General features: G+C 37.3%; 5 protein-coding genes. All 5 read left to right on the top strand.

The window, feature by feature from the left end; genetic code table 11:
• Positions 1-982: DNA-methyltransferase (locus L1N85_RS19835; protein WP_235240783.1), on the top strand; the 982-nt coding region annotated here is incomplete at its 5' end.
• Positions 983-1,188: 206 nt separating this feature from the next.
• Positions 1,189-2,061, top strand: a complete 873-nt coding sequence (locus L1N85_RS19830; RefSeq protein ID WP_235240782.1) for a cation diffusion facilitator family transporter — start codon at positions 1,189-1,191, stop codon at positions 2,059-2,061.
• 662 nt (positions 2,062-2,723) lie between these two features.
• Positions 2,724-3,467, top strand: coding sequence for a reverse transcriptase domain-containing protein (locus tag L1N85_RS19825; RefSeq protein ID WP_235240781.1), 744 nt, complete (start codon positions 2,724-2,726; stop codon positions 3,465-3,467).
• 321 nt (positions 3,468-3,788) lie between these two features.
• Complete coding sequence (locus L1N85_RS27685) at positions 3,789-4,403, top strand: reverse transcriptase domain-containing protein (RefSeq protein ID WP_328285249.1); 615 nt, start codon at positions 3,789-3,791, stop codon at positions 4,401-4,403.
• Positions 4,404-4,698: 295 nt separating this feature from the next.
• Complete coding sequence (locus tag L1N85_RS19815; protein ID WP_235240780.1) at positions 4,699-6,936, top strand: ATP-binding protein; 2,238 nt, start codon at positions 4,699-4,701, stop codon at positions 6,934-6,936.
• Positions 6,937-6,995: the final 59 nt, after the last annotated feature.

The raw sequence follows: 6,995 nt of genomic DNA, 5'->3' as shown, positions 1-6,995 counted from the left end.
TTTTTTACACTGTGATAAGACAGCGTCACATTATCTGAGGGTTCTCTTAGATGAAGTATTTAATATGAATAATTTTCGAAGTGAAATTATATGGTCTTATAAGCGATGGTCAAACTCAAAAAAAGGATTGCTCAGTTCTCATCAGACAATTTACTTTTATAGCAAGACTGAAGATTTTAAATTTAATACGATTTTTACTGACTATTCTCCTACTACTAACATCGACCAGATTTTGCAGGATAGAGTTAGAGATGAAAACGGCAAATCGGTTTACAAAAGAGATGGTGAGGGGCAAGTTATCCTAGGGAAAGAAAAGAAGGGAGTCCCCCTGACTGATGTTTGGAGCATTCCTTACTTAAATCCTAAAGCCAAGGAAAGAACAGGCTATCCAACACAAAAGCCCATATTATTGTTAGAACAGATTATCAAAATTGTTACTGATGAAAATGATACGGTTCTTGACCCATTTTGCGGGAGTGGGACTACTTTAGTAGCGGCGAAAATCTTAAAGAGAAAATTCATTGGTATAGATATTTCTTCAGATGCTATTTCATTAACGAGCCAACGATTGGAACAACCAATAAAGACAGAATCCCTCCTGCTTCAGAAAGGGGAAGATAAGTATATTGGCAGAACTGATGATGAAATAGCTATTTTGAAAAGCCTAGATGCTTTTCCAGTACAACGCAATAGCGGAATTGATGGCTTTTTAAAAGTGAATTATTTAGGAAAGCCTATATCGGTTCGGATTCAGAAACAAAATGAACTGTTAGAGGACGCAAAACAAAAGTTAATAAAGTCTAGTAAAACAAAAGGTTGTTTATTAATGGTATTAGTTAAGACTCAACAGGAGTATAATTTAGTAAAATTGTCCAATAACACAAATGAGAAGAACATTTTAGTGATAGATACTTACGATGTTTCTCTAAAAAAATGGATGGAAAATTTCGAAGAATCCCTAAGTGATGTATCTTCTCAATAACGCTAAAATTAATATTAAAAAGGTGCGAAATAATATTTCGTGCCTTTTTTGGATTGCAAAATAAAAAAATGTTTTTTTTGCATCAGGGAAACACTCTTTGCTAATTGTTAATTTTAAAGATATGCACAAAACTGTTTCTGTAGACCCACTCAAGTTTCGTCGTGTACGATTGTTATGAGTAGTAAATAGTGAGTGGGGGTACGATATTGAACAAAACGTATTATGACATAAAAGAAGGCGAAAAGGGTGCATGGTTGAGTATCATTGCATACATTTGCTTGTCAGTATTAAAATTAACGATAGGACATATGACAAGTTCTGAAGCACTACTGGCCGATGGATTAAATAACTCAACTGACATTATTGCATCCCTAGCCGTATTGGTAGGGTTAAGAATTTCACGTAAACCACCTGATGATAACCATCGTTATGGGCATTATCGTGCTGAGACTATAGCTGCCTTAATTGCGTCCTTTATAATGTTTGCAGTAGGATTGCAAGTACTGTATCAAGCGGTATTAAAGTTTAAAGTTCCTGTAATCGAATCACCTAATATGATTGCGGCGTGGACAGCCCTCTTTTGTTCCATAGTTATTTATTTCGTCTACTTATACAATGTTAGATTAGCAAAAAGGATAAATAGTAATGCTCTGATGGCGGCGGCTCAAGATAACCGATCTGATGCTTTAGTTAGCATTGGCGCTTTTGTCGGCATTCTTGGTTCACAATTTGGATTACCGTGGCTTGACCCCTTTACAGCCTGCATAGTGGGAGGTCTTATTTGTAAAACAGCATGGGGGATATTTCATGACTCATCTCATGCCCTCACAGATGGCTTTGATGATACAGAACTTTTAATGATTAAAAAAACAATTAATGATACAACCGGGGTTAAAAAGGTAATTGATATTAAGGCTCGTATACACGGTAATAGTACTCTAGTCGATGCGACTATTGGTGTAGATCATCATTTAAATGTTACTGAAAGCCATGAAATTACTGAACGTATTGAAAATAGGGTTTTAAAAACTCATAGTATATCTCATGTACACATCCACATTGAGCCATATAATGAATAAAGAAAAGAAATCGTGCAAATCAAATTTCAGCTTCTATATCTAGGTAATCTCTTTCCTCGCGAGGTAGTAAGATAATCTCTTTTACCATAAAAAATTCAGCCGGGCAGAAGGTCTATTTCTGCCCGGCTGTTTTTGTTTTCGTGCGCGCCTAGCCAAGCTAGGCACAACTCATTGATGAAAGTTCAATCGAGGTAAGAACCAAGTCGCCTCGTAGCTGACAGGCAGCTGGTGAAGAGATTCTAAGGCTGAAGCCCTGTGACAAAGTAACTCCGCGAGGAGTGCGAGCAAATCAGCAGGCCGTAACATCAAGTGAATCCTGCCGCATCGTCAAAAAAGACCTGAAAAGGACAAGAGAGAGTCGAGCCCCGATGTTTTGGGCGAAGACCATGGAATGCGTGAAGACCTTGGAAGTGCAGCGCAGAAGAACTCTCCGGTGTATGGGGATCGGCATGTTGTGAAAGTTGTGCTTGGAACTAGGGAGACCCTCCCCCGCACGAGATTTTTTTTCTCGTAGAGAGCGGACCTATAAGCCCGAAAGGTGAAGTGGCGAGCTGCGGGAAGGGAGTCGGAGGGGGTGGTAGTACCAATGAAGTGAGGACAACAAAACCTCATGGAGGGAAGAACCCCTGCTTTGTTCAAGCAAGTCAAGGAGGTACGAGTGAGTGAATGCAGTCAAACCTGCTAACTACGCCAAAGTAAAAGCTCAAGAACTTCAAGGCAAGCTATATCTTGCCGCCAAGGAAAATCCGAAGCGAAGGTTTCATGCTCTTTACGACAAGCTATATCGGGAAGATCTGCTTTGGGAAGCGTGGAGACGAGTAAAAGCAAACCGGGGCAGTGGAGGAATCGATGGCATCACTATTGATCAGATCGCAAACGAATACGGGGAAATGCGGTTCGTCCAAGAGGTACGGGAACAATTAATCTCAGGATCGTATCACCCTTTGCCAGCAAGACGCAAGGAGATACCGAAGGGAGATGGAAAATTCCGTCCGCTAGGTATCCCCGCAATACGCGACCGTGTGGTGCAGATGGTAACGAAAATGGTAATTGAACCGATCTTTGAGACGGACTTCAAGGATTTTTCTTACGGATTCCGTCCGAAACGGGATACAAAAGGAGCAATCCGACACATCCGGCGCGAGGTAAAGAAAGGCGTTTACTGGGTCGTTGATGTGGATATCGCCGGATACTTTGACAATATCCCGCATGAGAAGCTGATGATGCTTGTAGAGCAGCGAATCAGTGACAGAAGAATACTCAAACTCATAAGGAAATGGCTGAAGGCAGGATTCGTGAAAGATGATCAGTTCTACGAAACCGAACTCGGAAGCCCCCAGGGTGGGCTATGCAAAGCTTTGCATAGACCGCCTTATGCAAAGAAAGTAACTATGCAAAGTAATTGACACAAAAGCCCGTCGTTACAACGATCTGATGTGATTTACTTTGCATAGTATCCGAAAATGAGGGTGAGAGCATAACGCTTACACCAAGCATGCACCGTGCAAAAAACAATTATTAGGCGGGAACATTAAACAAGATGTTCTTGAATTTTCCATTAATAGCTACTTACCAGACTGAATCCAGGATCTGTCAGGCGCTGCTTTCTTGGCTTTCGGAAGTTGTAGCTTCGGATACTATGCAAAGTAAATGAAACAAAAATCCCGTATTTGCTGGCTTTTTGAGGTTTACTTTGCATAGTTTCTTTCTTTGCATAAGGTGGAGTCATTAGTCCGTTACTTGCAAACATCTACCTGAATTACCTCGACACGATCTGGGAAAGAAAATTCACTGAACTGGGTACACTCGTCCGCTATGCGGACGATCTGGTTATCCTCTGCAAAACCAAAGAGCAAGCCCTAAAGTCGATTGACGTGCTAAAAGCTGTATTCGGTAAGCTTGAATTGCAGATGAATACGTCTAAATCCAAGCTGATCAACCTATGGGACGATAAAGTGGGATTCGATTTTCTAGGCATGCATCACCGAAAAATTCCAAAACAGATCAAAGGACAAGCACGCTACATTCTACGAAGCTATCCTTCGAAGAAAGCCATGAAGAAGATGAAGGAAAAGGTAAAGGAAGTCACGGAGCCACGTAACCGACTATTCTGGACAATGAACCAAATGGTCAAGGAGCTCAACCCCAAAATACAAGGGTGGAGAAATTACTATGCAATGGATTCCTTTGCAGATCAATTCCTGAATAAAATCGATTGGTACATTCGGAAAAGACTGACGCTGTTCTGGAATAAGAAGCGAAACCGTCGTAAGAAGCACAGTAATTCCAGACTAGCGGGGATTGTTGCCGGGCATTCTGGATTAAAGAAACTTGTAGGCTAGGAAAGTACCGTAACGCGGAAGAAAGAAGAACATCGGAAAGCCGGATGAGGGAAAACCTCACGTCCGGTTTGATGAAGGGGGAACTGGAACAGTAAAGAAGAGGGCTTTCGCCCTCCAATGAAATTTCAGTTCTCTACTCTACAAACAGGAATAATTCAACAAAGGAACAGGTTCCTACGCTTGTTCTTTTTTGAGTTTGCAGGAAAATGATGGAATTACGTCGAAGTATGCGATTATAAGTTATTATTAGAATCTTTCAATAATAATGAACAATTAATTATTAGGAGGAAGAAATTTGCAGAAAGTTAATGTGAAAATAGAGAATTGTTATGGAATAAAGAGTTTTGAAGGCCAGTTCGACTTTACAGGCCAACAATCTACCCATATCATTTACGCTCCAAACGGAGTAATGAAAACATCTTTTGCAAATGTGTTTGATGATTACAGTAAAGATTCTGAATCAAAGGATTTGATATATAAAAATCGAGTTTCTAAGCGTAAGATTACAGATATGGACGGAAATGATGTTGAGAGAGAATCTATTTTTGTTATACGACCATTAGAATCCTCATATAAGTCAGATAAAATGTCAACTCTATTAGTAAGGGAAGAATTAAGAAAAAAGTATGCTGAAATTCATGAGAACATAGATATAGAGAAAGACAAACTGATTAAAGAGTTGAAAAAGGCATCAGGTATCAGGAATAGTATAGAGGAAGAAATTTCAGCTTCTTTTAATGGTGAAAATTTACTGCTTGTTTTAGAACAACTATCTGCAGAGATACTTAATGGAACTCCGTTTCTTTATAATCAGATTGTTTACAAAAAGATATTTGATGAAAAGGTATTGGCTTTTCTTGAAACAGGCGATATTCGCAGAGAAATTCAAAAATATATTGAAAAATATAATGAATTAGTTAGTAATTCAACATTTCTAAGAAAAGAATTTAACCATTATCATGCTGCAACTGTTCATAAGAACTTAAATGAGAATGGCTTTTTTAAAGCGGAACATACTATTAATTTAAATGTTAATGGGGCAAAAACGGAAATACATTCAGAAAAAGATCTGATAAAAATGATTGACGATGAAAAAGAAAAAATTCTGCAAGATAATTCATTAAAAAAGATATTTGAAGAGATTGATAAGAGAATTACAACAGCCTCATTAAGAGAGTTTAGAGAGTATTTGTTTGAGAATAGGGTTATATTGCCTGAACTTTCAGATTTGAAACAGTTTAGACAGAAGTTATGGATATCATATTTAAAGAATAATATCCCTCTCTATCAAAATCTTATGGATGAATATCAAAGAGGTAAAGCTGATATCAAAAAAATAATTAACAAAGCACGGAGTGAAAAAACTGCATGGGAAGATGTAATTGAAATCTTTAATAGAAGATTTTATGTACCATATACATTGAATGTGAAAAATAAAGAGGATGCAGTCCTCAAAGATGAAGCTCCAAGTGTGGAATATTGCTATAAAGATATTGAGGGAAATATCGAAGACGTTAACGGCGATTTGTTATTAAAGGTACTAAGTCAAGGCGAAAAAAGGGCTTTATATCTTTTGAATATTATTTTTGAAATAGAATCAAGAAGAAAGCTAGGGATACGCACTTTATTTATTATTGATGATATAGCGGATTCATTTGATTATAAGAATAAATATGCAATAATCGAGTATCTAAAGGAAATATCTGAATCTAGCAATTTCTGTTCAATTGTATTAACTCACAACTTCGACTTTTTCCGTACAGTCCAGGATAGAGTTATGTATGGTAATAAATTCACAAATTCATATATGGCTATAAAAGAAAAGGAGAAAATATCCCTAGTCACTCTAAGGTATAAACATATCAGCAATCCGTTCAGTGAATGGAAAAATAACTTGAATGATAGTGCTAAATTAGTAGCAACAATTACATTTGCTAGAAATATCTCTGAACATATTGGTGATACTGAGAATTTTAATAGACTGACATCAGTTCTGCACATGAAAACTGATAGCACTTCTATAACGGTGAAGGATTTAGAGGAGATTTATAAGAGCATATTTAGAGACATGGATACTCTAAATTTAGAAAATCACGATAAAAGAATAATTGATTTGATATTTGAAGTAGCAGATGAGATTATTAACTCAGAAACTGAAATAGGTCTTAATTTAGAAAACAAGATTGTTTTGTCTATTGCCATAAGATTAAATGCAGAAGTATATATGATTAATAAAATTAATAACGAAGTGTTCGTTTCAGGAATTAGGAAAAACCAAACTGCTACTCTCTTTAAAAAGTTTAAGGAGCAGTTTCATGATGATGAAAAAAGTGTCAAAATTATCGAAAGAGTGAATTTGATGACTCCAGAAAATATTCACTTGAACTCATTTATGTATGAACCAATCTTAGATATTTCTGAGTTTCACTTAAAACAACTTTACAAGGAAATACAGCAATTAATAACAGAAGAAGAGTTAACTGAATCAGAAGTACAAGCAGCAGCTGGACGAAATGTCACACCTAAAAGTTAACGTATAGTGTTTCTAAATATAGAGGTTTGACGAGGGTAAGTAAGATACCCTTGCTATTT

Source organism: Paenibacillus alkaliterrae (assembly GCF_021532375.1).
Classification (GTDB): Bacteria; Bacillota; Bacilli; order Paenibacillales; family Paenibacillaceae; genus Pristimantibacillus; species Pristimantibacillus alkaliterrae.
Note: the sequence above shows the minus strand (reverse complement) of the source record. Positions and strands in the feature narration are given on the sequence as shown.